The sequence below is a fragment of the Roseibium sp. MB-4 genome, from assembly GCF_053005265.1.
In genome coordinates this window covers 566311-587432 of record NZ_JBRKQB010000003.1, presented here as the reverse complement: position 1 = coordinate 587432, position 21122 = coordinate 566311, and the positions used below count along the sequence as shown (strand labels likewise).

The 21122-nt window shown below is 57.7% G+C and carries 23 protein-coding genes; 11 read left to right on the top strand and 12 right to left on the bottom strand.

Features of this window, described 5'->3' with window-relative positions; genetic code table 11:
- The first annotated feature begins 5 nt into the window (after nt 1–5).
- The 6 genes from ACVDG4_RS19230 (at nt 6) to ACVDG4_RS19205 (ending at nt 6533) form a co-directional block, all read left to right on the top strand.
- On the top strand, nt 6–1547 hold the full coding sequence (locus ACVDG4_RS19230; protein WP_447236292.1) for a Na+/H+ antiporter subunit D: 1542 nt from the start codon (nt 6–8) through the stop codon (nt 1545–1547).
- Nucleotides 1544–1924 (top strand): Na+/H+ antiporter subunit E, encoded by a 381-nt coding sequence (locus ACVDG4_RS19225; protein ID WP_447236291.1) that lies wholly within the window; start codon nt 1544–1546, stop codon nt 1922–1924. The genes ACVDG4_RS19230 and ACVDG4_RS19225 overlap by 4 nt, the downstream gene beginning before the upstream one ends.
- Nucleotides 1921–2277, top strand: coding sequence for an MrpF/PhaF family protein (locus ACVDG4_RS19220; protein WP_447236290.1), 357 nt, complete (start codon nt 1921–1923; stop codon nt 2275–2277). The genes ACVDG4_RS19225 and ACVDG4_RS19220 overlap by 4 nt, the downstream gene beginning before the upstream one ends.
- Nucleotides 2277–3554: a monovalent cation/H(+) antiporter subunit G gene (gene mnhG / locus ACVDG4_RS19215; protein ID WP_447236289.1), complete on the top strand. Its 1278-nt coding sequence runs from the start codon at nt 2277–2279 to the stop codon at nt 3552–3554. The genes ACVDG4_RS19220 and mnhG overlap by 1 nt, the downstream gene beginning before the upstream one ends.
- A 200-nt stretch (nt 3555–3754) precedes the next feature.
- Nucleotides 3755–5173: an ATP-binding protein gene (locus tag ACVDG4_RS19210; protein WP_447236288.1), complete on the top strand. Its 1419-nt coding sequence runs from the start codon at nt 3755–3757 to the stop codon at nt 5171–5173.
- Nucleotides 5166–6533 carry a sigma-54-dependent transcriptional regulator gene (locus ACVDG4_RS19205; protein WP_447236287.1) on the top strand — a complete coding sequence of 456 codons (1368 nt, stop codon included), beginning with the start codon at nt 5166–5168 and terminating at the stop codon, nt 6531–6533. Before ACVDG4_RS19210 ends, ACVDG4_RS19205 begins: the two co-directional genes overlap by 8 nt.
- A gap of 59 nt (nt 6534–6592) precedes the next feature.
- On the opposite strand, the gene ACVDG4_RS19200 is transcribed toward ACVDG4_RS19205, so the two are convergent.
- From ACVDG4_RS19200 to ACVDG4_RS19155, 10 genes are all read right to left on the bottom strand, one after another.
- The gene (locus tag ACVDG4_RS19200) at nt 6593–7027 is read right to left on the bottom strand and encodes a GFA family protein (protein WP_447236286.1); all 435 of its coding nucleotides are present in this window, start codon (nt 7025–7027) and stop codon (nt 6593–6595) included.
- 19 nt (nt 7028–7046) lie between these two features.
- On the bottom strand, nt 7047–7355 hold the full coding sequence (locus ACVDG4_RS19195) for a YciI family protein (RefSeq protein ID WP_447236285.1): 309 nt from the start codon (nt 7353–7355) through the stop codon (nt 7047–7049).
- Between the two features lie 8 nt (nt 7356–7363).
- Nucleotides 7364–9325: a TRAP transporter large permease subunit gene (locus tag ACVDG4_RS19190; protein WP_447236284.1), complete on the bottom strand. Its 1962-nt coding sequence runs from the start codon at nt 9323–9325 to the stop codon at nt 7364–7366.
- A gap of 14 nt (nt 9326–9339) precedes the next feature.
- Nucleotides 9340–10386 carry a C4-dicarboxylate TRAP transporter substrate-binding protein gene (locus ACVDG4_RS19185; RefSeq protein WP_447236283.1) on the bottom strand — a complete coding sequence of 349 codons (1047 nt, stop codon included), beginning with the start codon at nt 10384–10386 and terminating at the stop codon, nt 9340–9342.
- A 29-nt stretch (nt 10387–10415) separates the two neighbouring features.
- Nucleotides 10416–10808 carry a YciI family protein gene (locus tag ACVDG4_RS19180; RefSeq protein ID WP_447236282.1) on the bottom strand — a complete coding sequence of 131 codons (393 nt, stop codon included), beginning with the start codon at nt 10806–10808 and terminating at the stop codon, nt 10416–10418.
- 12 nt (nt 10809–10820) lie between these two features.
- On the bottom strand, nt 10821–11480 hold the full coding sequence (locus tag ACVDG4_RS19175; protein WP_447236281.1) for a malonic semialdehyde reductase: 660 nt from the start codon (nt 11478–11480) through the stop codon (nt 10821–10823).
- Between the two features lie 19 nt (nt 11481–11499).
- Nucleotides 11500–12333, bottom strand: coding sequence for a 3-oxoadipate:acetyl-CoA acetyltransferase (locus tag ACVDG4_RS19170; RefSeq protein WP_447236280.1), 834 nt, complete (start codon nt 12331–12333; stop codon nt 11500–11502).
- Nucleotides 12330–13223 (bottom strand): intradiol ring-cleavage dioxygenase, encoded by an 894-nt coding sequence (locus ACVDG4_RS19165; protein WP_447236279.1) that lies wholly within the window; start codon nt 13221–13223, stop codon nt 12330–12332. Before ACVDG4_RS19165 ends, ACVDG4_RS19170 begins: the two co-directional genes overlap by 4 nt.
- 135 nt (nt 13224–13358) lie before the next feature.
- Nucleotides 13359–14420 carry a maleylacetate reductase gene (locus tag ACVDG4_RS19160; protein ID WP_447236278.1) on the bottom strand — a complete coding sequence of 354 codons (1062 nt, stop codon included), beginning with the start codon at nt 14418–14420 and terminating at the stop codon, nt 13359–13361.
- Nucleotides 14417–15289 (bottom strand): dioxygenase family protein, encoded by an 873-nt coding sequence (locus tag ACVDG4_RS19155; protein WP_447236277.1) that lies wholly within the window; start codon nt 15287–15289, stop codon nt 14417–14419. Before ACVDG4_RS19155 ends, ACVDG4_RS19160 begins: the two co-directional genes overlap by 4 nt.
- A gap of 97 nt (nt 15290–15386) precedes the next feature.
- Between ACVDG4_RS19155 and ACVDG4_RS19150 the strand changes: the two genes are divergently transcribed.
- The gene (locus tag ACVDG4_RS19150; RefSeq protein WP_447236276.1) at nt 15387–16337 is read left to right on the top strand and encodes a LysR family transcriptional regulator; all 951 of its coding nucleotides are present in this window, start codon (nt 15387–15389) and stop codon (nt 16335–16337) included.
- Nucleotides 16338–16397: 60 nt separating this feature from the next.
- Here ACVDG4_RS19150 and ACVDG4_RS19145 read toward each other — a convergent pair whose 3' ends face one another.
- Nucleotides 16398–17312, bottom strand: a complete 915-nt coding sequence (locus ACVDG4_RS19145; RefSeq protein ID WP_447236275.1) for a LysR family transcriptional regulator — start codon at nt 17310–17312, stop codon at nt 16398–16400.
- Between the two features lie 112 nt (nt 17313–17424).
- Between ACVDG4_RS19145 and ACVDG4_RS19140 the strand changes: the two genes are divergently transcribed.
- Nucleotides 17425–18357, top strand: a complete 933-nt coding sequence (locus tag ACVDG4_RS19140) for a ring-cleaving dioxygenase (RefSeq protein ID WP_447236274.1) — start codon at nt 17425–17427, stop codon at nt 18355–18357.
- 13 nt (nt 18358–18370) lie between these two features.
- Nucleotides 18371–18976 (top strand): alpha/beta hydrolase, encoded by a 606-nt coding sequence (locus tag ACVDG4_RS19135; RefSeq protein ID WP_447236273.1) that lies wholly within the window; start codon nt 18371–18373, stop codon nt 18974–18976.
- Nucleotides 18977–18981: 5 nt separating this feature from the next.
- On the opposite strand, the gene ACVDG4_RS19130 is transcribed toward ACVDG4_RS19135, so the two are convergent.
- Entirely contained in the window at nt 18982–19941 is a 960-nt protein-coding gene (locus tag ACVDG4_RS19130) for a LysR substrate-binding domain-containing protein (protein WP_447236272.1), read from the bottom strand.
- 146 nt (nt 19942–20087) lie between these two features.
- Between ACVDG4_RS19130 and ACVDG4_RS19125 the strand changes: the two genes are divergently transcribed.
- Both ACVDG4_RS19125 and ACVDG4_RS19120 read left to right on the top strand, forming a co-directional pair.
- The gene (locus tag ACVDG4_RS19125) at nt 20088–20336 is read left to right on the top strand and encodes a DUF1427 family protein (RefSeq protein WP_447236271.1); all 249 of its coding nucleotides are present in this window, start codon (nt 20088–20090) and stop codon (nt 20334–20336) included.
- 27 nt (nt 20337–20363) lie between these two features.
- The gene (locus ACVDG4_RS19120) at nt 20364–21071 is read left to right on the top strand and encodes a hydrolase (protein ID WP_447236270.1); all 708 of its coding nucleotides are present in this window, start codon (nt 20364–20366) and stop codon (nt 21069–21071) included.
- The last annotated feature ends 51 nt before the right edge of the window (nt 21072–21122 follow it).

The following is a 21122-nucleotide window of genomic DNA, read 5'->3' as shown; positions in this document are numbered from 1 at the left end:
GTTAAATGACAGAAACATCATACAATCTGCTTGTTCTCGCCTTTCCGGTGCTGGTTCCGCTGACACTTGCAGCGATCACAGCAATCCTCTGGCGCAACATTCAGGCCCAACGCGTTGTCGCGATTGCCGGCCTGGGCGTGATCGTGGTCTGCTCGGTCCTGCTCACGATGGCCGTGCTCCGCTACGACATCCTTGCCGTTGAATTCGGCTCGTGGGCCGTGCCATTTGGCATCTCCTTTGTGGCAGACCGCTTCGCGGCGGCTCTGGTCATGATCACGGGTGTTCTTGCGTTCTGTGTAGGCATCTTCAGCCTACGGGATATGCGCCAGATCCATATGCGTGCAGGTTTCTACCCGCTCTTCTTCGGCATGGTCGCCGGGGTGAACGGGGCGTTCCTCACCGGAGACCTGTTCAATCTCTATGTCTGGTTCGAGGTGATGCTCATCACGTCACTCGGCCTTCTGGTGATTGGCCGCACGAAAGCGCAGATCGACGGCGCGATTAAATACGCGCTGCTGAACCTCCTCGGCACGGTCTTGTTCCTGATGGCCATCGGCTTGCTCTATGGGGCTGCCGGCACGTTGGCATTCGCCGACCTTGCGCGGGTCCTGCCAACGCTTGAGCCGACACCTGGCCTGGTTGGAGCAGCGATCCTGTTCCTGTGTGCCTTTGGCATCAAGGCAGGCGTGTTTCCTCTGTTCTTCTGGCTTCCGGCCAGCTACCACACAGCACCCTTCACAATTTCTGCGATCTTTGCAGGTCTCCTGACCAAGGTCGGCGTCTACGCGGCATTCCGCGTGTTCACTTTGCTCTTCACGGTCGAGGAGTCTGGGATCCGCGAGATCATCGCCGTTGTTGCAGCGCTCACCATGGTGACCGGGGTGTTCGGAGCTGCTGTCCAGTGGAACATCCGCCGGATCCTGTCGTTCCACATCATCTCGCAGATTGGCTACATCCTGATGGGCCTTGCGATCGCCACACCTTTGGCCATCGCGGGTGCGGTGTTCTACATCGTTCACCACATCATCGTGAAAGCCAATTTGTTCCTGCTGGCCGGTGCCATTCGTCAGGCAAGCGGGACGGACGACCTGAAGAAATCTGGCGGCCTCCTGAAAAGCCACCCGTGGCTGGCGGTGCTCTTTCTTATTCCTGCCCTGTCGCTGGCAGGGTTGCCGCCGCTGTCGGGTTTCTGGGCCAAGTTCCTCGTCGTTGACGCCTCGTTTAAAGGCGACATGGCGTGGCTGGCAGCCGTTGCCCTGTTTACCGGTCTGTTGACGCTCTACTCCATGACAAAGATCTGGATGGAAGCGTTCTGGAAAGCACCGGGCATCGAGCGTTCTCAAACGCGTCCGGTCCCTGTCCTGATGGTCGCTCCAATCGCCGTTCTGGGTGCGATCACGCTCACAATTGGCTTTTACGCCGAACCGTTCGTTCAGTTCGCGGAGAAAGCCTCCATCACACTCACTCAACCGGATGTCTACATCGCCGCCTTCTTCGGTGAAGAGACCCAGGTTGGTGAAGCTGCTCTTGAAAGGATCGACCAATGATTAGCCTTGTAAAGCGTTTGGGCGCCTTCGGCCTTCTGTGCGGCGTCTTTATCATCGAGCTGGTAAAAGCCTCAGTGGACGTGACGGTCGCCGTCTTGTCCAACAAGCAGAAATTGAAGCCGGCCATTGTTGCGGTCCCGCTCGACCTGCGGACAGACATGGGGATCACCACCCTTGCAAACATCGTGAGCCTGACGCCGGGAACCACCTCGCTGCACATCTCAGATGATCGCAAGACGCTCTATGTCCATGTCTTGGACCGGGAAAGCGACGAGGACGTGATCCGTTCCATCAAAGACACGTTTGAAACCCGCGTTCGGGCTGTCGAGGGACCGGCTCCCAGCGAAACTATAGCCAAGAAAGGAGCCGTCGCATGAACATCGAGAGCATTATGGGTATTTCTGAGACCCTCAACACGGTTCTGGTACTGTTGATTATCGGCGCTTTCGCGCTCACCGCCTTGCGTCTCATGAAGGGCCCGAGCTATGCGGACCGGTTTGTCGCCATTGATATGCTGACGGGTCTGGCCGTGGCCGCCTGCGCCTTGACCGCGCTGACAACCGGCCGGTCCGAATTCCTGGATGTGGCATTTGCGCTGGCCCTGATCGCCTTTGTCGCAACGGCAGCATTTGCAGCTTTTCTGGAACGCAAGGTTGCTGTCACCGATGGCCGCTTCCGGGACAATGGCAAACAAAAAGCCAACAAAGCCGCGCAGCAGGAGGCATCGTGATGGTTGATCTTATTGCCCTTTTGGTGAAATTCGTTGGCGTTGGCTTCTTGCTGATCGCAACGATCGGATTGCTGCGCTTTGACGATCCTTTCCAGCGGATGCACGCCGCAACGAAAGCAGGCACGCTGGGTGCTGGTCTGGTCTTAATCGGGACCATGCTCAGCAAATCCAGCTTGGATTCAACGATGATGGGCGGCATGACCCTGTTGTTCCTGATCCTGACGATCCCAGTCGCAAGTCATTTGCTGGCGCGGGCGGCGTACCTGTCCGGCGCTGAGCTGGCCGGGATCGGAGATGCGGACAATGCCTTGCGTGATGTTTTGAAAAGGCCAGAGCAGCCGATTGAAAAACAGGCTGAACGCTTGGATCTGCAAGGAATGGCGGCCGCAGCTGAAGCAGACATTGCAACAGAAGTGCCGGTGTCAGCGGATCCTGTGCTCTGCGATGCAGAAAAATCGGGTTTCGTATCCCTCAAGGATGTTGTTGCGCCTGAGCGCGTCCGTTTTGCAGCAGTTGGCGATGCCGCGCCGAAACTCGCGCGCCGCGCAGCAGAATTTGCAGCACGTACAGACCTCCCGCTCATCGCTGTTGTCGCTGTGGACACTGGATATGTGGATGCAACAGACAACAGCACCGAGACGATGCGGTTGATCCGCGACAAGGTTGGTCATTGGCTGCCTGATCTGCGCTCGCTCTCAGACGATCTCGGCGTTTCAGTGGAGCTCGTCTACGAGGAAGGTGATGCGGCTGCATCAATGGCCGGTGTCGGCGACGTGCGTGAGTTTCTGGTTCTGCCAACGGACGGATGGGCGGATCATGGTGTCGGCGTTGCAACGCCGCATGCCACCAAGCAACCCGACGGATTGCTGCGTGTTGCCAGCATGCACCCCGGCCCGACGCTTTACGCGGTCGATGTCCCCAGAGCCGGTCCCGTCACTGTGTTGTTCGATGGGTCTTATGATGTCTGGCGCGCCCTTGACCTGGCGCTTGTAGAACGGCTTTGGACTGCGACAGAACTTCGGGTGTTTGGATACGTTGACGCGGCCAGCCGGGCGGAAATTGAGCAACGTGCTGCCGATGCCAACACACCGGTTGTCTTCGCAGACCCGGAACTGACCGCACCGGATGATGCCTTGTTGCCGGAACAAATGGTGTCTGACACTGTCGCAGTGATCCTTCCGGACCTTCCAAGACCTTTGCGGACCCGCTGGTACGGAACCTTCTGGCAAGACAAGATCTCGCCAAATTGGCGGGGAGACGTTCTGGTTTGGACCTAGCCCAAGGCGGTCCTTGGCATTAGGATGGCAAACGTTCTTGAAAAACATCAAGGGGATGGCGGCAGCGCCATCCCCATTCTTTAGCTGGGCCTCATATGCCATCTGACGCACCATTGGAAAACCAAAAGAAAACCGGCACAGCCGGACCGGGTGCAAAAAAACTGAGATCCTGGCCGTTGGTTTGGCGGCTACCGGTGGCCATGGCTTCGGTGGTTATGCTGTTTGCGGTTGTTCTGACCATTTTTGGTTTGCAAGAGCTGGAACGCAGGGAAGCCCAGCTCCGCGTCGAAGTTGGCGGGGCATTTCTCGACACCTTGGCCGGGCTGATCACACCAGCGATTGTCACCGGTGGTCCGTTATCGGAAATTGAAGGCTTGCTGTCGGCCTCTGCCAGGTTCAAACCCTCTTTGCGCAACGAAGCTGTTGCCGTTTGTTGTCTGGCGGACGGCTCCATTTTGATAACATCCTCCTACCCCGATGATACCGCAAATGGCGCCAAACCGCGAACAACCGAGCTTGCACTTGAAGACTGGCTCAACGCCAATCGCAGTCTGCCGCCAAACGAAGCCGCAATCCAAATTGTCGATGAGACAAACAAACAACTGATTGTGCAGTCTTTTCCCGTGAGCGATGGCTCAACGATCCTGCTTGGTGCGGCCTTTGATCTCGAATGGCAACGCGCCGAGCAAGAAGAACGGCGCCGTGTCGCTCTTGCCGTGGATGTCGCGTTTTCTGTCCTCGCGGCGATCCTGACGTTTTTTGTCGCGCAATACAGCCTGCGCCCCATTGATGACCTCACTAAGGCTCTCGACGACGATTCCTACGATGCAAATACTGAGGTTGATCCAGTGTCAGCGAACACGGAAATCGGGCGTCTGCAAAATGCGCTGAGAACCCGGGCCGAGCTTCAGGCACGGGCGGACGCAATCGCGAAAACAGAAAACAAACATGCGCGGGAGGCAACGCTGGCCCGCCTTGCAGCAGGGCTCGCGCATGAGGTGCGCAATCCGCTTGCCGGGATGAGCGCGGCCACATCGACACTACGCCGATTTGGAGACGACAAAGCTGTGCGAGAACAGACGATTGACCTGATCGACCGGGGCCTGCAAAGCATTGATCATGTGGCGGCCAGCATGTTGTCGACCTACCGGCCACCGGAAGGCAACAGAGATCTAAAGCCCGACGATCTCAATGACTTGCGGACCTTGATCAACCCGAAAGTGCGCGCCAAACAGGTGGACTTGAGTTTTAAATCGGAGCTCGCGGAGACTTACCCTGCCAGCGCGGAAGCCGTGCGCCAGATCGTGCTCAACTTGCTCCTAAATGCCATAGACGCCACTCCGGTTGGCAGTTCCGTTGCCTTTGAGTCCAAGCTGATCGAAGAGCAACTCACCATCAAGGTCTCCGACAGCGGCCCCGGTCTTCCAGGAGAAGCCTTGAATGTTCTGACCGGCGGAACCACTCCGGAGAAGCCACAAACGCGGCGCCTTGGACTTTGGCTGGTTCACCAACTGATCGATGATGTGAATGGCCGGTTGGCAATTTCAACACGCCCGCAAAGCGGCACGGTAATCACCATCACCATTCCAAAACGCACCGACGAGGCGGAAAATGTCTGAGCTGATTTTGTTGGTGGAAGACGATCCGGTCCTTGGACCCTCTTTGCAACAACGGCTAGTGCTGGAAGGGTTTGCTGTCGTTCATGCCACAACACTGGCCGCCGCCCGCGAGTTTCTTGGCAAACGGGTTCCGAGCTTTGTTTTGTCGGACATTCGGTTGCCGGACGGGTCCGGTGCCGATTTGCTGAGGGAGGTGCTCAGCCAGCACGGTGCGGTGCCGATTGTCTATATGACGGCCTATGGTTCTGTCGATCAGGCCGTGGAACTCGTGCGCGATGGCGCCAGGGATTACCTAGCGAAACCCTTCAACCTGGATGAGCTTGTCAGCCGCATTCAGGAGCTTCTGCTTCGCCCGCTTGCGCCGCAACTGGATGACCCGTTTTCAACCTTTGGACTTTCGGCCTCCATGCGCGGCGTGCGATCCATGCTGGATCGCCTGGCGGGGATTGATTTGCCCGTTTTGCTGATTGGAGAAACCGGCACCGGCAAGGAAATCGCAGCACGGTATCTGCACGCCAAGAACGCTGCACAATCGCGCCCCTTCGAAGCTGTGAACTGCGGACAACTCTCACCCGAGCTGGCAGATTCGACGCTCTTCGGGCACGAGAAAGGCGCCTTCACCAGCGCACATGACAGGCGGATCGGCGTTTTGGAAAGTGTTGGCGAGGGGACGCTGCTTCTCGATGAAATCGGTGATACGGGACCGGAACTTCAATTGAAGCTTTTGCGCGTGTTGCAGGAGCGGCAGTTCAGGCGGCTGGGTGCAACACAGGATCGTGCCTTCAACGCCCGGCTGGTGTGCGCAACGAACCGTGATCTGGAGGAGGCGGTCAGAGACGGCGTGTTCCGCGAGGATCTCCTGTTTCGCATCAACGTTGTGACGATCCGCATTCCGCCCTTGCGCGAGCGTTTGGAAGAAGTGGCGCCGCTCCTCACAGCCTTTGCCGCAAACGCTGCGCAGCGCATGGGAATTGCTCCAAAACCTGCCACAGCTGCTGCAGTATCAGCGGCCGAGCAGCATGATTGGCCCGGGAACGTTCGCGAACTCCGGAACCGCGTTGAACGCGCCGTTGCACTGGCAGGCGGGGCCGAGCTGACGCCATTCGATTTGTTTCCGGAAAACACCGCGCACATCCTCCAGCCTGCAGCCCAGACATCTGGCGACCCAAACTCTGGCCTGCCACACAGTTCTATTGGGTTTCCCTCGTTGGCTGAAGTCCGGGATCAGGCAGAACGCACCCACATTTTGCGTGCCCTTGATGAAACCGATGGCCGGTTGCAGGACGCCGCCAAGCTTTTGGATATCTCACGCACAACCTTATGGGAACGCATGCGCCGCCACGGCATCGACCGTACTTGAGATTTCAAAGTGTAATTTATTCTTTTTTGGGTCTGCGCATTGGGAAACATAGGCCCTAATCAACTCCTGAAAAAAACCGATGGATCTGGAGGCATTTCGTCGAAGGTTGGGATTTCGGTTCCTTCAATTGCAGCGGGAAGTGCCCTTGAGGAATAAATATTGGCGCGCGGGACGACAAAACTTGGGTCATCGATGGTACCCGCCCTTATCACCTTGATTGCCGGGCGTCCGGAATTGCCGTTAAAAAGCTGCGAACCACAGTTGGAGCAATATTCCTTGGTCATGGTGTTGCCGCTGTCTGCCTTATGCTGGAACAATGCGGGCTCACCCTTTGTGATTGTCAGGTCCACAACCTTCACAAACACATTTGTCGCATAGCTGGCCCCGGAAGACTTTTGACAATCGGTGCAGTGACAGTTCCACATGTTGACCGGTTTGGCCGCCACTTCGTATCGGATCGCGCCACAAAGGCATCCGCCTTTAAATTCGGGCATTCCTTTTCTCCCGTGTGTTCTACTGGTCTGTTGGCATGTTGTTTTGTCGGACCGTAACGGCGGAGATGTGCTTCTCCGCCCAGACGCCGGCAGTCTGCAGCGGGTCATTGGCAAACATATCTTTGATCTTTTCGCGGTTTTCAGCTTCGAGCAGGAAGAAGGAACCGCGCATGGTGGACCCATCGTCCTCGGTAAGGGGACCAGAGAGCAGAACCTTTACACCGTAGTTGGCCGGTTCTGTTCCCAGAAAATGCCGATGCGCTTCCAGAACCTCCAGACGAAGCCGGAGGGCGTCGGGCTTGTCGATTGCATAGACCACGAACTGCATGGTGGATCCTATTCAAAGACCAGGCTGAGCGCCGGGATGAAGGTCAGCAGCAAGGTGACAAACGTCATCATGACGACAAACGGAAACGTGCCGATGAAGATGTCGCCAAGGGTCGTGTTCCGGTCTGATATTGTGGCTTTCACCACGTAGACGGTGAGCCCGAAGGGCGGCGTCAACAAACCGATTTCCACGGCAATGACCGTCACAATGCCGAACCAGATCAGATCCCCGCCAAGGCCGGTGACGATCGGCAGCGACAGCGGCAGAAGGATCAGCATGATCGAGGTGGAATCGAGGATCATGCCCATCACGATAACGAGCAGCAGATAGATCATCATGAAGCCCATGAGGCCGAGTCCGGCGTCGGAGAACATCATGGTGATTTCCTGCGGGATCGTCGAAAGGGTCAGCATACGGGAATACATGGACGCTGCGATAATTAGGAGCAGAATCGAGACGGAGACCAACCCTGTGTCCACCAGAACCCGCCAGAACCGCGCCCAGGTCAGGCTGCCCTTCAGCAAGGCCACGACAATGGCAGCTGCCGCTCCTGCGGCACCTGCCTCGGTAGGTGTAAAGACACCGGAATAGATCCCCCCAAGCACGATGACGACCAGCGCCGTGATCGGGATCAGCTTGACGACAGCCGTGCCCCAGGTCTCTCCCTCGATGACGGCCGGGCGGTCGCTTTGCATAACCATCTTGGGCCGGAAGCGGGCCATCAGGTAAATCCCGACCCCGAAAACGAAGGCCAGCAAAGCGCCCGGAACGATGGCGGCCAGGAAGAGGGCACCGACGGATTGCTCTGCCAAAACGCCATAGATGATCAAGAGAAGGCTCGGAGGGATCAGCATGCCGAGAACCGAAGACCCGGCGACGACCCCAAGGGCGAAGCGGTTGTTGTAGCCGTTGGCCACCATTTGCGGGACGGCGACACGGGAAAAAACCGCTGCCGAGGCGATCGAGATCCCGGTGATGGAGGCAAAGACCGCATTGGCGGCCACCGTTGCCATACCAAGCCCGCCCTTGATCTTCTGCAGCATCCATGCGGCCACGCGGTAGGCGTCCCGGCCGATGTCCGCGGTGTCGACAATCAACCCCATCAGAACAAACAGCGGGACGACACCGAACAAGTAGCGATTGATGGCCCCGTCAGCAGCGAGCGCCAGCGAGCGCATGGCAACATTTGGATTGTCCCGGATCAGCCAGATGCCCAAGAAACTGAGCAGGATCAAAACCACGGCGATGTGGGCGCCCGAAAAGATCAGCAGCAACATGAAGCCGATGGCTGCAAAGCCAATCTCAATGCGCCCGAGATCTGCAAAAAACAAAGCGTAACCAAGGACAAGGACCAATCCGAAGGCGATTAGGAATGGAATACCGCGCGGCTCGACCGTGACCGAGTGCCGGATTGTCAGCGGTTCAACGCGGGTGGAGTTCAGAATTTCCTTGATGTCTTTGAGAACCTGGGTGGCGAAGGCAAGACAGGTCAGAACGGAGCCGCCGAAAAGACAGGCTTTGATTGGCCAAACGGGAGCGGTGAAAACCCCTTGAGCGCCAAAGAATTCATTCTCGACCCAGGCATCGACCAGCTTCGGCCAGGTGCCCCAGGCAATCAGCGCAAAGACGAAGATCCCCGCGAGATGGAAGAAAACCCGCATCACTGCGGCAGCAAAGGGCCGGTTTTCCTCGATCGCACCAATCAGGATATCGGTGCGGGTCATGCGCCCGCTCATAACGGTGTGTGCTGCTTGAAGAAAAACAATTGCAACGATCGAATTGGCCACAATCTCGGCCACACCCTGGACGGGTGAGTTGAAGAAGGTCCGTCCAATGATGTCTGAACAGATCAGAAGCATCAGGCAAAAAATCCAGACCGAAGCAGCCGCACTGACAGCGCCGGTGAGCGAGGAAACCCCGGTCACCGTCCGGTCTGCGCCGTGGCGGAATTGTCTGAGTGTTATCGCCACGGCGAGGCCCCCGCTTACCGTTGTGTCCAGTCAATGCGCGGCTCAAGGCCGGCATCGCGCACTTTCGCCATGTAAGCCTCCAGTGCTTCCTGAGCGCCTTTGCCTGCATTGGCGTCTGACCAGTCCTTGGCCAGGTTTGGCAGGCCGTCGGCCCATGCTGCAATGTCTTCCGCCGGCAGCGTGGTGACAGTTGCGCCAACTTCCGGCAGCTTGCTCAGGAAGGTGTCATAGCGTGCCATGACTTCTTCGGCGTGGGCGACTGTGTACTCCTCACCGAGTTCGGTCAGGACTTTTTTGACGTCGTCGGACAATCCGTCCCAAACATCCTTGTTGATGCCAAGACCGCCGGTCATCTGCGCCCCGATCCCGACAAGGGTGACATATGGTGCAACTTCATAGTGCTTGTTCGGGAACGCGCCGGTCAGGATGACCACCATTCCGTCTGCCACACCGGTCTGGATCTGGTTGTAATAGGTTGGCAGCGCTCCGTTTACGGGCACGGCACCGAGATGCTTGATCCAATTCGCTGACGGTCCAGGTGCCAGGATCTTGCGGCCCTCCAGATCTTTGAGGGAATTGACCGGGAAATTGGTCAGGAGATGGTAGGTCTCCACACCGCTTGCACCCAGGAAGACAACGTTTTGGTCGTCCCAGGCTTTCTGCAGTGCCGGAACTTCGCGGTGTAGTTCGTTCATGATCTTCAGCGTTGCAACGAGATCATCGGAAACGAACGGGGTGAAATACGTCATGTTCTGGAGCGGCATTTTTGAGCCCTCCCAGAGCGTGCCGACCCAGCCGGCGTCTGTCAGCCCGTCTCCCACGGCCTCCAGCGTATCCTTGAAGCCATAAAGCGAACCGCCATAAGCTTCGGTCCATTCGATGCGGTCCTCTGATCCTATCGCTTCAAGGCGTTTGTTGGATTCGCCGACAACCAACGTAGACAGTTGCCCGACCCAGGGCAGAACAGTCGGGTGACTGGATGCCATAGTGAGGTTGTAGGTTTCGGCCTGTGCCGCGGCGCTGAAGGCGACGGCAGCAACGGCTGCAAGCATGCGTTTCATGGTACTTCCTCCCAAAAAAAATGCGGTTCTCAGCTCACCGCGTGCCGTCCGGTCGAGAAATTCACCTCCACCGTGATGCGCCCCTCATTCAGTAGCCATGGCCGCACAGTGAAACTGCGGGCGCCGGAGGAATGCATCGGATCCGTTTCTGCAATCTGGCGGGCATGATCCAGGCTGTCTGCCCGAATGATCACCATGCCTTCGCCGTTCCAAGTGTGTTCGTCATCGGCCCAGAACGGACCGGCGCCAAGCATGATGCCGCGCTGTTCCAGATCGACCTGAAACTTCAAGTGCTCTTCAATGTTCTCCATGACCGGCCCAAGTCCATTGGTCGGTGTGGTGAAGACCACATACAGCTGTTTCTGGAGCATCCCGGCGGATGCTTTTAAGATATCGTCTTTTGTGACAGTTGGGCCGGACATGGCTTTCTCCTCCTAAAGCGTCTGGCAGACATCCGTGTAGTCGAACCGCGGCAACCGCCTGAAAATGCGGCCAGTATCCGCGTAGCCCAGGTTCACCAGAAAGTTCGACTTGAGTGACGTGCCGTGGAAAAACTCTTCATCCACCTTCATGTTGTCGAAGCCGGACATGGCTCCCACGTCAAGACCGACAGCACGGGCCGCCAGCATGAAATAGGCGCCCTGAAGCGTCCCGTTCCTGAAGGCGTTGACCTGGGCCGCGGTTGCGTTGTTTTTGAAGATGTCCTGAGCAGCCGGGTTCGGTGGAAAGACCTTTGGCAACTCTTCCCAGAAATTCAGATCATAAGCGATGATTGCGGTCACAGGAGCTGATCGCATCTTAGGCCGGTTGGCTTCCATGAGAGCCGGTTCAAGGCGGTCCTTGGCCTCATCGGAACGGATGAACACAACACGCATGGGCTGTTGGTTCATGGACGTCGGGCCCATCTTGGCAATCTCGTAAAGATCTTTCAGGACCTCGTCCGGAACCTCCCGATCCTGCCAGCCGTAGTGCGTCCGGGCTTCGGTGAAGAGCAAGCGCAATGTTGTTTCGTCGGCTCTGAGATTTTCAAGCTGCAACGCCCTGGCGGCCTCACGGGCTGCGGCATCGGCGGCGAGATCTGCATCAGACATCAAGGGTCTCCAGTCTAAAGGTTCATGCGTGTTGCGGAAGGCCGAGAACGTCTCGGGCCTGAGAGGGGGTTGCGACGGGCCGCTCGTTCGCAGCGCAGATATCGGCCGTGCGTTTCACAAGTGCTGCGTTGGAAGGAGCAAGGTGATCTCTGTCGAGACGGATATTGTCCTCAAGTCCGGTCCGGGCATGTCCTCCGGCGGCAATTGACCACTCATTGAGGGTCAACTGATTTGCCCCAATTCCTGCGGCACACCACTCGGCTTCCGGCATGAGGCGTTCGACGGTCTTGACGTAGAAATCAAAGACATCCTTGTCTGCAGGCATGGCGTTTTTCACGCCCATAACGAACTGGATGTAGATGTTGCCCTCGATGCGGCCGTCCCGGTTCATCGCCGCAGCTTGCAGGATGTGGCTGAGATCAAAGGCCTCGATTTCAGGTTTGACGCCGTAGGTGCGCATCTCGCCGGCCAGCCAGTCCACCAGATCCGGCGGGTTCTCATATACTCTCGTCGGGAAGTTGTTCGAGCCGACCGAAAGGGACGCCATGTCGGGCTTGAGTGGCAGCATGCCACCACGGGTCTTTCCTGCACCCGACCGTCCGCCGGTCGAGAACTGGATGATCATGCCGGGGCAATGCTTTTCCAGTCCCTCCTTGAGGCGCGCAAACTTCTCAGGATCGGAGCTCGGGGTCTGGTCGTCGTTGCGCACATGAGCGTGACAGATCGTGGCGCCCGCCTCAAAAGCTTCCTGGGTGCTCTCTACCTGTTCAGACACGGTCACAGGAACCGCCGGATTGTGCTCCTTGCGCGGCAGGGAGCCAGTAATCGCAACACAAATGATGCAGGGTTTGCTCATGATTTTGCTTTCTTCGGAGCCAGCACGAAATCGAATTCGACATCCCAATAGGTCGGGCCTTCGAAACCGGCGGCTGCAACCTTCTGCGGATCATTCGTTTCCTTGAAATCCGCGATGAGGCTTTTCTTGACGCCGAACACGCTGTCGGAATCGATGTAAGGATCATCGGGATCGAAGATATGCGTCGTCAACTCGTCGTAGCCGTCCTTGGAGACGATGTAGTGCAAATGCGCTGGCCGGAACGGATGACGTCCGAGACGGTTCAGGAGATCTCCGACCGGTCCGTCTGCGGGGATCGAATAGTGTTTCGGCTTGACGGCCTTAAACCAGTATTTGCCATCTGGGCCTGTGCGGAAGACGCCGCGCAGATTGAAGTCCGGCTGAATGCCTTTTTGCTGAACGTCGTAAAACCCTTCGTCGTTTGCCTGCCAGACATCAATCTTGACGCCTTCGAGCGGATTGCCCTCGACATCCGTGACCTTGCCCCAGACGAGCATGTCCTCGCCTTTTTCATCGAGGCAAATGTTGTAGCCCATCTCGTATTCAGGCGCGTCGCCGAGGTAAAAAGGTCCGAGAACCGTGTTTTCAGAGGCCCCACTCGGCCGGCGCGAATTGACCGCATCGACCAGCATGGAGACACCAAGCACATCGGATAGCAGGATGAATTCCTGACGCCAGTCGTCGCACTTGTGGCCGGTCTTCGTCAGGAACTGAATCGCCTGGAACCACTCTTCCTGGGTTGGTTCGATTTCCTTCACCGCTTCATGGAGTTTGCGGGTCAGGACTTCCATGACTTCCTTAAGCCGTTGATCTGAGGCGTTCTTGTTCCGGCCGGTAACGACTTCGGCGGAGTTTTCTTCGGTGAAATATCCAAGTTCGTGCGCTTCCATAAGGTCGTCCTTTATTCAAAGCAGCTTTTGTGCGCGGCAGGATCATGCGCCATAACGAAGATCTTCCGATCAGCTCCGGAAGCCCGTAAAGATCCGTATCGGTCAGTCATGAAATCTCCTCCCAGAACAACAGGGTTAAAGTGCCGGACGCGATCCCTCCCAGGCGTCCTGAAGCAGATTGCGAATGGACACACGATCGATGGAGCGGGGGTTCCAATACGGGTTCTCAGTCGCGATTTCCGATGCGCGGTCCAGATCGGCTTCGGTTAACCCAAGATCCTTGAGCGCCTGTGGGGCACCGATTTCCTTCGAGAAATCAAAGAGACCCGCGCCAGGCGTTGCGCCGAAGAGGTCTGCGACCGGTTGAAGTTCGGCGGGCATCGCGCCGGCATTAAAGCCAACGGTGTGCGGCAGCATGATCGCATGGGTCTCAGCATGCGGCGTGTCAAAGCTGCCGCCGAGGGTGTGGCAAATCTTGTGATGCAGCGCCATACCGACGGTGCCGAGCACGGTGCCGCACAACCAGGCGCCATAAAGCGCATCCGCTCGGGCATCGGCATCCGAACTGTCGGCAACGAGTGCAGGCAAGGACCGCTTAAAAGCGGCCAGCCCCTCGGCTGCCATCAGGCTGGAGACCGGATTGCGGTCTTGCGCATAAAGAGCTTCGGCCGCGTGGGCCATGGCGTTCAGGCCACTTGTCAGGCTCATGCCAAGCGGCAGGCCCATCGTCAGCTCAGGGTCATAGATCACCACTTCCGGCAGGATGCTGTCCCCCCGGACGGTCGTTTTCCGCCCGCCTTCGGTCTGGCCCAGGATCGGTGTAACCTCCGACCCGGCATAGGTTGTCGGGATCACCACTTGCGGCAAGTCGGTCCTGTAGGCGATCGCCTTGCCAAGGCCGGTTGTAGACCCGCCGCCAAGAGACACGACACAATCAGCACCGACCGATTTGACCGTCTCCATCGCCTCGTCGGTCACGTCGACTGGGGTGTGCATGGTGGCCTTTGAAAAGACACCTGCGCTCAAGCTTCCCAGTTGATCGGACAAACGTGTGGCATCACTTTCCTGGTGGGGTGTCGACAAAACCAGTGCGTTCGAGCAGCTGAGTTTCTCGATCCAGGCGCCTGTTTCGGCGCGCTTTCCTGCGCCAAAGACGATGTGGGCGGCGCTGCCCCGATAGGTGAAGGCCCGGGTCATGAACGCTGCTCCTGCGGCAGTGGATTGAGATAGAACTCAACGTCGAGACGCAATGCGGCCTTGCCTGTGGCATCGGGCTTGAAGCAGCCGATCAGGCCAGGTTTGACGCTGAAGAGGGGATCGGTACCGAGATTGGAGTCGTCCCTGTCGAAGATTTGCGTGGTCAGCGTTTCGTAGCCATCCGCGGACACTTGAAAGTAAATGTGCGCGGGCCGGCAAAGCGGCGCTCCCAACCTTTCAAGAAGATCGCCGAGCGGACCGTCCTTTGGCACATCGTAGCCGGACGGCCGGATCGTGAGATAAGAAACCTTGCCATCGTCGCCGGACAGGAAGTGACCGCGCAGATTGTGTTCAGGCTGCAGATCCGGCTGCTGGTTTTCATAAAACCCTTGAGCATTGGCCTGCCAGGTTTCCAGGCGTGCGTCTGGAATCGGTGTTCCGTTGAGATCTAGAATGCTGATCGTTACGGCGACGGCATTTCCAATTCCGTCCAGGCTGATGTTGTCGCCGTGTTCCATCAAGGGGACATCGCCTCGATAGAAAGGGCCCCGCATTGTGTTCGGAGTGGCTTGCTCCGGGCGGTCCGAGTTGAGCGCATCTACAAGGGTGGACGTTCCAAGCAAATCCGAAACAAGGACCCATTCCTGGCGGCGCTCATCGCACAGATGACCCACTTCGGTTAGAAACTCTATGGCCGCGCGCCAGTCGCTCAAGGATGGGCGTGTTTCGCGAATAACGGCGTGGACATGTTCGGCGACCTTGCACAGCACAGCTGCGAGCCGTTGATCTGCAGCGCCGTTGATCCGCTCTGCAAACAGACGGTCCGACGCATCGGCCTTGAAAAAGGCAATGTCAGACATGCCAGCCATGGTTCCTCCCGCCGGTCGTTTGGTGACCTTGAGAGAAGTTTATCGGGCGATCCAGAATGGTTGATGATTTGTGAGCGCTTCTTTATAACAAATTGCTATGAAATTAGATGAGCGGCATCTCATTCAGTTGGCTGCAGTGGTTCAATGCGGCAGCGTCACCGAGGGGGCGGAGCTCATCGGAATGACCCAGCCTGCGGTTTCCAGAACCCTTTCAACGCTGGAAAAGCGCCTTGGCGAACCGCTCTTCTTCAAAGGCCAGCGTCCTTTGCAGCCAACACCTTTGGCCCGGGCTTTGGCGGATCAGGGCAATGCGATGCTGGCGGCCTCACGCAAGGCCTCCGAAACCGTTCAATTTTTTCGCGAGGGCAAGGCCGGAAGTGTTCGCGTTGGCGGGACCCCCTTTTTCATGGATGCGTTGATTTCAAGCATGACCGCCGAGTTCCAGAACTCTTTTCCCGAAATCCGTGTCGACCAAAGCTACGGGTATGTTCGAGATCTGCGGGAAGCGATCCACGCCGACCGCATAGATCTTGCCATTTGCCCGATCGACATACTGGGCGAAGGGTCGGGTCTGGTTTTTGAAGAAATCCTGCCCGGGCGCAATGTGGTTGCCTGCAGTGTTTTGCATCCGCTTTTGAACAAGCGCAAGCCGACTGCTCGCGAGCTGCTGGAGTACCCCTGGGTGGCTCCGCCGGAAGGCAGCCCGCTTTACGCGGACTTGCATTCCATTCTGTTGTCGCTGGGTGCAACGGAAATCAAGATCCGCTATTCCGGTGGGTCTCTTGCAAGCGTGATCAACTATATGACACGCACAAACGCCTTGACGGTTCTGCCGCACAGCGTTGTCTTTGCTTATAGGAAAGACCGCACTTTGACTGCGCTGCCCTTCAAGATCCCGCATCCTGATCGCGCACTTGGAATCCTACGCCCGGCGGATGCGCCCTATCTTCCGGCGGTCGACAAGTATGCGCAGCATATCGCAGGTGGCTTTAAAGACCTTCGTCATCTCATCAAGAGACATGAAGATGCTGTTGTATGGGGTGGGTAATTGCTGTTTCGGGCCCAACGCACGAGCACAGCCATCTGCGCCCGCGATTGATGTCACCAATCAAACACTGCTGAAATCAAAACCGTCACGATCATCCAGGAAGGCTTCGAAAAAGTCCGTGAAGGTCGCTACAAGTGGCGGCAAGGCTTCATAGGGCGGATAATAGAGCGACAGCCAAAGCGACGGCAAGGACCAGTCTTGCAATACCCTCTCGACCTCTCCGCTGCGCAGGCCGTCCGCAACGATAAACTCCGGCAAAACCGCAATTCCAGCGTCTGAGCGGGCTATGGAATAGAGAAAGTCTCCATTATTAGAGTGCATGACTGCTCCTGTGAGGGTTGTCCGTTTCAGGCCGCCTTTTTGGAACCGCCAGGTTTCCGGTTCCTGACCCGCGCCGTAGGATAGGCACATGTCAGGTGTCAAATCTTCTGGGATCTCGGGCCTGCCGACGCGTTCCAAGAAATCAGGGGACGCGACGGCGCATCTCGGCACTTCGCAGATCTTCCGCCATATGGTTGATTTGTCCCGGGGCGGTTCCGACAAGCGGATTGCCAGATCGCACTCTTCGGCGACAACATCGACCAGCGTATCCGTCAGCATCACAGTCAGATCGATGTTCGGATAGGCCAGCTTAAAGCTGTCCAAGAGGCCGGGGAGCAGGCGCAAACCGAAAGACATCGGCGCGTTGACCGACAAACGGCCGCGATGCGGTTGCATCTCCCGCTCCAGATCACGCTGAATACGATCAAACGACTCCACCACCGGCTGGTACCGGGCGGCAACCGTCGCGCCGACAGATGTCAGCGCCACCTTGCGCGTGGTGCGCACCAAAAGCTGGTGACCCAGATCCTGCTCCAGCCGCGCGATGACCCGGGTGACCGAGGCGGGCGTCATGCCAAGTGTTTTGGAGGCGGCTGCGAAGCTTTGAAGCCTTGCAACTTCCAGAAAGACACGAATTGGTTTGAGATCCTGCATGCGTTTTTATTGTCATAACTGCAATAGTAAATGCAAATCCATTATCATTCTCATCAAGTTGTCCGCCTCCTATTTTGGATCCTGACACAGGAAACAAAATTGCGAGACTGGCATGGACAAGCTCATCAAGGGGCTCCACCACATCACGTCGATGGCGGCGGACGCCCAGAAGAACAATGATTTCTTCACAAAGGCCTTGGGGCTGCGCCGCGTCAAGAAGACCGTGAACTTCGACGCCCCCGACATCTACCATTTGTATTACGGCGATGAGACCGGCACGCCGGGCTCTGTGATGACCTACTTCCCGTTTGGCCAGATGCCGACCGGCACCCGCGGCATTGGCGAAGTCGGTGTGACAGAATTTGCAGTACCCCGCGGATCACTTGACTTCTGGACGGATCGGCTGGCGTCTCATGGCGTTTCCGGCTTGCGCAAAGAACGCTTTCTCAATGAAGACCGGTTGACGTTTTCAGGGCCGGACGGGGACAGCTTCGCGCTGGTTGAAACGGAGGTTGAGGGGCGCGTCCCCTGGACTGCCGACGGCGTTGCACAAGATGTCGGTATTCTTGGCTTTCACGGCGCGCGGTTCCGTCTAAGGGATGTAGCGGCCACTGGCGAGCTGCTGAGCTTCATGGGCTACCAGAAGGACGAAACCGAGGGCGCTGTCACGCGGTACCGGATCGAGCACGGCAATGCCGCCCGGACCATCGATCTGGAGGAAACCCCACAAGCCGCTCCAGCCCGTCAGGGGACAGGCTCTGTTCACCACATTGCGTTTGCCGTGGAAGACCGAGATGCACAGCTGGCTGTTCGCAAGGCGCTCATGGACACCGGTTATCAGGTCACACCGGTGATCGATCGCGATTACTTCTGGGCGATTTACTTCCGCACCCCGGGAGGCGTCCTGTTTGAAGTGGCTACGAATGAACCTGGTTTTGACCGGGACGAGGACACCGCTCACCTCGGTGAAACACTGAAATTGCCCACACGATACGAACCTCATCGTGCGCAGATCGAGGCGCAGTTGCCGCCGCTTGATCAGTGACCGGAGACGAAGAATGTCGACCAATCTCTATGAAACCTTAACCAAGGCACCCGAGCCGGGCCGTCCGCTGATTTTTGCCTTCCACGGCACAGGTGGTGACGAGCGGCAGCTGTTTCAGCTTGCTGGACAGCTGGCACCGGGAGCCGGCGTTGTCTCGCCACGCGGTGACGTCTCTGAACGAGGTGCAGCACGTTTTTTCAAACGCACGGCCGAGGGCGTTTACGACTTGGAGGACCTGTCTCGCGCGACAGCGAAGATGGCGGATTTCATATCGGCTCACCGAGCCCTTTATCCGGACAGTCCAGCCTATGGGTTCGGATACTCCAACGGCGCCAACATTCTGGCGGCTGTCTTTCTGGGGCAACCGGGCTTGTTTGACCGTGTGGGCCTTCTGCACCCGCTGGTCACTTGGGATTTGCCGCAAGACCTGGATTTATCTGGGCGCGAGGTTGTGCTGACCGCAGGCCGGAACGACCCCATCACGCCTTGGGCACAAAGCGCGAGTCTGATCGAAGATCTGCAACGCGCAGGCGCCAATGTCGAGACTGATGTTCATGACGGCGGACATGAACTGCGTGACAGCGAACTGGCTGCACTGGTGCGAGGCTTTGCAGACTAATGCGGTCAAGATCCAGAATGCAGGGCGTTCAGCGTTGTCAAAACGGCGGCTTCGTGCATTGCCCAATCGAAAAAGGCGGCGATGTCTGGGACGGTTTCCCGGCCCGGCCGGCAACACAAATAATACGACAGTCCCGAGGGGATGACCGGTCCGAAGGGGCAGGTCAGCCGTCCATCGGACAGCGCACCGTGGGCAAGCAGGGATTGGGCCAGCGCGATGCCGACACCAGAGGCCGCGGCGTCGACCACCTGGTCGGCAGCAAGAGGTTCGAACATCACCGAGTCTTGCCGGGTCGATTGGTCGGCAAGGCCCGCAACTTCGGACCAGCGTGCCCAGGCCGGCCGCTGCCGGATCCGCATCGGATTGGCAACATGCAAAATGGGCGCTTTGTGCAGATCGTCCGGGCTGCGAATGCCGCGCGCTGCAAGAAGTTGCGGGCTGGCAACCGGGATCAAAAGTTCGGTGTGCAGCTTGATACTGTAAAGATCGCTAGGCGCCGCATGGGCATAGCGGATGACGATGTCCGGCCCGTCCTCGGTCATCGCGTTCACACCGCCTTCAGTCTCGATGTTCACGAAAATGTCGGGTCTGAGCTCGGTGAATCGATGCAGTCGGGGCAACAGCCACTTGCCGATGATTGGTCCGCTGGAATTGATGCGCAGGCGCGGGGGCGTCTTGCCTGGACGGATTGCGTCGACCGCCTGGCGTATCGCCAGAAAAGCATCGCTCAAGACGGGTTGCAGCACTTGACCGTGGGGCGTGAGATGAACCGCCCTGATCTTGCGGGTGAACAGTATCACGCCAAGATCGGCCTCAAGCCCCTTGATTTGCTGACTAACTGCTCCGGCCGTCACATGAAGCTCGGCGGCCGCGGCCTTGAAAGATCCCCGGCGGGCCGCAGCCTCAAAGGCGCGCAGACTGGACAGGGAAGGCAAACGGCTCAGCGGCATGGCGGAGGCTTTCATGAGATAGATTTTCTAAACTGTAAGCCGAAATCTTCTGCTTTGTCCAGAAAAGATAGCGCTCCACTTATGCCGAAGATGAGTACGTACAATTACGTGAAAAACTGGGTTTCCAGCTTTCAGCTGCCCGCTTCAGGAGAACAAAGCGAATGACCTGGCAACCTTATGTCCTGTCACTGGCGGCCGGTGTTGGCATCGGCGTGATCTATGGCCTGATTGCCGTGCGCTCGCCCGCCCCGCCGATTATCGCGCTGCTTGGCTTGCTGGGCATGCTGGCAGGCGAAGCCGCCGTCCAGTGGGTGCGCGGCCACAACGATGTGCTTTCGAAGTGCCTGCACACGAAAAGCTTTTCCGTCGCGGATCGCGACGCCTCCCACGGCGACAAACGCCAAAGCTAATCCTGACCAAACTAACGGAGTGTTTCCATGTCTAAGCTTCAGGTTCTAACCCCGGAAAACAGCCAGTTGATCTTCATCGACCACCAGCCGCAGATGGCATTTGGTGTGCAATCGATCGATCGACAGGTTTTGAAAAACAACACGGTTGCGCTGGCAAAGTCGGCAAAGATTTTCGATGTCCCGACCATCATCACCACCGTCGAAACGGATTCCTTTTCCGGTCACACGTATCCCGAATTGCTTGATGTGTTTCCGGATACACCGCTGCTGGAGCGGACATCGATGAACTCCTGGGACGATCAAAAAGTGCGGGATGCTCTGGCAGAAAACGCCGCTAAAGGCCGAAAGAAGATCGTCGTCTCCGGTCTTTGGACCGAGGTCTGCAATCTCACCTTCTCGCTAAGCTGCATGGCTGACACGGACTACGAAATCTACATGGTTGCTGACGCGTCTGGTGGCACCAGTGAAGATGCCCACAAATACGCCATGGACCGCATGGTGCAGGCTGGCGTTATCCCGGTGACATGGCAGCAAGTGCTTCTGGAATGGCAGCGCGACTGGGCCCGCCGTGACACCTATGACGCCGTCATCGCAACCGTCCAACAGCACTCTGGTGCCTACGGTATGGGCGTCGATTACGCCTACACCATGGTTCACAAGGCGCCGTCTCGCTCCTCCCATACCGGCGAGACGCAATCCCCTGTTCCGGCGGCGACGCAAATCGCAGCCGAGTAACCCAGTAAGTCTTTTCCGTCCCGGCGGATGCCGGGACGGTCTCCTCTCATG

Coding starts and splice junctions, on each gene's coding strand:
- ACVDG4_RS19220 (WP_447236290.1), top strand. CDS start 1,921: ATGAACATCGAGAGCATTATGGGTATTTCTGAGACCCTCAACACGGTT.
- ACVDG4_RS19225 (WP_447236291.1), top strand. CDS start 1,544: ATGATTAGCCTTGTAAAGCGTTTGGGCGCCTTCGGCCTTCTGTGCGGC.
- ACVDG4_RS19160 (WP_447236278.1), bottom strand. CDS start 14,420: ATGACCCGGGCCTTCACCTATCGGGGCAGCGCCGCCCACATCGTCTTT.
- ACVDG4_RS19145 (WP_447236275.1), bottom strand. CDS start 17,312: ATGCAGGATCTCAAACCAATTCGTGTCTTTCTGGAAGTTGCAAGGCTT.
- ACVDG4_RS19165 (WP_447236279.1), bottom strand. CDS start 13,223: ATGGAAGCGCACGAACTTGGATATTTCACCGAAGAAAACTCCGCCGAA.
- ACVDG4_RS19140 (WP_447236274.1), top strand. CDS start 17,425: ATGGACAAGCTCATCAAGGGGCTCCACCACATCACGTCGATGGCGGCG.
- ACVDG4_RS19180 (WP_447236282.1), bottom strand. CDS start 10,808: ATGTCCGGCCCAACTGTCACAAAAGACGATATCTTAAAAGCATCCGCC.
- ACVDG4_RS19210 (WP_447236288.1), top strand. CDS start 3,755: ATGGCTTCGGTGGTTATGCTGTTTGCGGTTGTTCTGACCATTTTTGGT.
- ACVDG4_RS19230 (WP_447236292.1), top strand. CDS start 6: ATGACAGAAACATCATACAATCTGCTTGTTCTCGCCTTTCCGGTGCTG.
- ACVDG4_RS19195 (WP_447236285.1), bottom strand. CDS start 7,355: ATGCAGTTCGTGGTCTATGCAATCGACAAGCCCGACGCCCTCCGGCTT.
- ACVDG4_RS19135 (WP_447236273.1), top strand. CDS start 18,371: ATGTCGACCAATCTCTATGAAACCTTAACCAAGGCACCCGAGCCGGGC.
- mnhG (WP_447236289.1), top strand. CDS start 2,277: ATGGTTGATCTTATTGCCCTTTTGGTGAAATTCGTTGGCGTTGGCTTC.
- ACVDG4_RS19150 (WP_447236276.1), top strand. CDS start 15,387: ATGAAATTAGATGAGCGGCATCTCATTCAGTTGGCTGCAGTGGTTCAA.
- ACVDG4_RS19185 (WP_447236283.1), bottom strand. CDS start 10,386: ATGAAACGCATGCTTGCAGCCGTTGCTGCCGTCGCCTTCAGCGCCGCG.
- ACVDG4_RS19170 (WP_447236280.1), bottom strand. CDS start 12,333: ATGAGCAAACCCTGCATCATTTGTGTTGCGATTACTGGCTCCCTGCCG.
- ACVDG4_RS19205 (WP_447236287.1), top strand. CDS start 5,166: ATGTCTGAGCTGATTTTGTTGGTGGAAGACGATCCGGTCCTTGGACCC.
- ACVDG4_RS19130 (WP_447236272.1), bottom strand. CDS start 19,941: ATGAAAGCCTCCGCCATGCCGCTGAGCCGTTTGCCTTCCCTGTCCAGT.
- ACVDG4_RS19155 (WP_447236277.1), bottom strand. CDS start 15,289: ATGGCTGGCATGTCTGACATTGCCTTTTTCAAGGCCGATGCGTCGGAC.
- ACVDG4_RS19200 (WP_447236286.1), bottom strand. CDS start 7,027: ATGCCCGAATTTAAAGGCGGATGCCTTTGTGGCGCGATCCGATACGAA.
- ACVDG4_RS19120 (WP_447236270.1), top strand. CDS start 20,364: ATGTCTAAGCTTCAGGTTCTAACCCCGGAAAACAGCCAGTTGATCTTC.
- ACVDG4_RS19125 (WP_447236271.1), top strand. CDS start 20,088: ATGACCTGGCAACCTTATGTCCTGTCACTGGCGGCCGGTGTTGGCATC.